Below are 2234 nucleotides of genomic sequence, written 5' to 3'. Positions count from 1 at the left end.
AAACCAGCCGCCAAAAATGCCGTACGCTTCTACAAACGCCCCCCAAACTGACATTACAAACATACCAGCAATAGCAAATCCAATGATAGACCCAATGTTTTTCACAAAATGTCACCTCCAAATTGTTTTGGCCCTAAAGAAATTGAAAACATTCTTTTCTTTTTTTGTGCACCTCCCCTTCAGTTTGTATAAATCTCACATTTACACGTCTATGCACGGATTTTCAGGTTTTTATTCAATTGCCCAAGCTCTCTTTCGATATTATATTTATTCAGATTTTTTGATGTTATTCCTATTGTTCCGGATTTTTTGATTAGCTTTGTACGTAACAATTTAAAGCAACGTCAATATAATTTTGATTTCAAATCGCATATAATAGTGTTTGTTATTTATTTTTTATTGCATTTTTCATGCCACAGGCGCTAGGATTGTTATAGTAAAATTCTTATATTATTACAATTTTTATTAATGCATTTTTCAGTATTTTCTAAATAAACAAAATGCAATACTGCATTTTTTATTCGTATTTATGCATCTTATATTTCGCGTGCATCATGGCCGAAGTTATAAACCATCTAATAAATGCTGCACCCGATTAATAAATCAAACCTACACTTTGATTGTGTGTCCATGTGGTGCCGACTATAAAATCAGCTACAAGCCAACCACCTATCGCGTCCTACAATTTTCAACCAGTTTTTCCCATGGTTGTAACTGATAAATTTTCATTCTTTTGTATGCACTGCTTGCCAAAAAAGAAATCCTTCCAAGGCAAATAATTACGATACAGAAGAATTTTTTATTCACCCAAGAAGGATTTTAATCCTCAAGTCACCAAGGTATATTCAATAAAATTTTGAAATTAAGATCCATAAGATTGCCTTACCTTCTACAAAATATTATGAAGTCGTATTATGAAGTCTCAGAAGAATAGACGTGGAAGCCAAAGAGATACTGAAGGAATGTATGTAATAATAGTAAGAGCAAGAACCATAACCAAGAAAAATGGAATGATACCCTTCGACATTTCTTCTAAAGAAAGTTTCGATATGCCACAGGCTACAAATAAATTTACACCTAACGGTGGGGTAATAAAACCTATAGAGAGATTGACTACCATTACTATTCCAAAGTGAACAGGATCTATACCAACTGATGTAGCTATTGGGAACAATATTGGGGCCAATATAATAATAGCTGCAGTTGTATCCATAAAAGTTCCAACAATTAGCAAAAGTATATTTATCAATAATAAGATTATCGCAGGGCTTGATGTTAGAGATTGTATGAAGTTAGCAATTGTAAGAGGCACTTGTTCAATCGTAAGAATCCTTCCAAAGGAGGTAGCCGTCCCTACGATGATCAGTACTGTAGCCGTTGTTAAGGCTGAGTTTTTTAAAATATCGGGAACATCTTTAAGTTTTAATTCTTTATATACAAACCTGCCTATTATGTACCCGTATATAACTGCTACGGCACCGGCTTCAGTAGGAGTAAAAACTCCTCCATATATACCGCCTAATATAATTAGTGGCATTATTAAAGACCATTTAGCTTCATTAACAGCAGACAATAAGTTTTTGATAGAAAAACTTGAAGAAGTAGTTGACTTATATCCATGTTTTTTACAATAATAATAACTATATAACATTAAAAGGACCCCTATAATAATTCCTGGAATCATGCCTGCCATGAACAACATTGTTATTGAAACACCTGTGGAAATTCCGTACATTACCATTGGAATACTTGGAGGTATTATAACACCTATGCTACCACTACTGGCAGAAACTGCTGCTGAAAATCTTTTATTATAACCTGACTCAATCATTGCAGGTACCATTAAACCTCCTATGGCAGCAACTGTTGCAGGTCCCGAACCAGATATTGCTGCAAAGAATATGCAACCTGCTACGGTGATAAATGCAAGGCTGCCTGTAAACCTACCGAATATAGCGTCGGCTACTTTTAAAAGCCTTTTTGAAATTCCGCCTTTGCCCATTAAATCTCCCGCAAGAACAAAAAACGGGATCGCCATTAATGGAAAGGAATCCGTAGATGTAATGAGAGTCTGAGCGAGATAATTTATATCAATTATACCGGAATACAGTATAGCACACAGTGAAGCCAATCCTAGAGATACACCTATTGGTATGCCAAGTATTAAGAAAAGGACTAGAGACCCGAAAATTACTAGTGTAACCATCATTACGCTCCCTCTATAATCTTTATTT

At 35.0% G+C, this 2234-nt stretch carries 1 protein-coding gene; it reads right to left on the bottom strand.

The genetic code is table 11. The annotated features are described in order from the left end of the window. Positions 1–922: 922 nt before the first annotated feature. Positions 923–2234: TRAP transporter large permease (locus JT739_RS12330; RefSeq protein ID WP_237661422.1), on the bottom strand; the 1312-nt coding region annotated here is incomplete at its 5' end.

Origin of the sequence: Tepidanaerobacter sp. GT38 (assembly GCF_021991635.1) — a bacterium.
In the GTDB taxonomy this organism is placed as follows: Bacteria; Bacillota; Thermosediminibacteria; order Thermosediminibacterales; family Tepidanaerobacteraceae; genus DTU063.
This window is presented reverse-complemented; position numbering and strand designations above follow the sequence as displayed.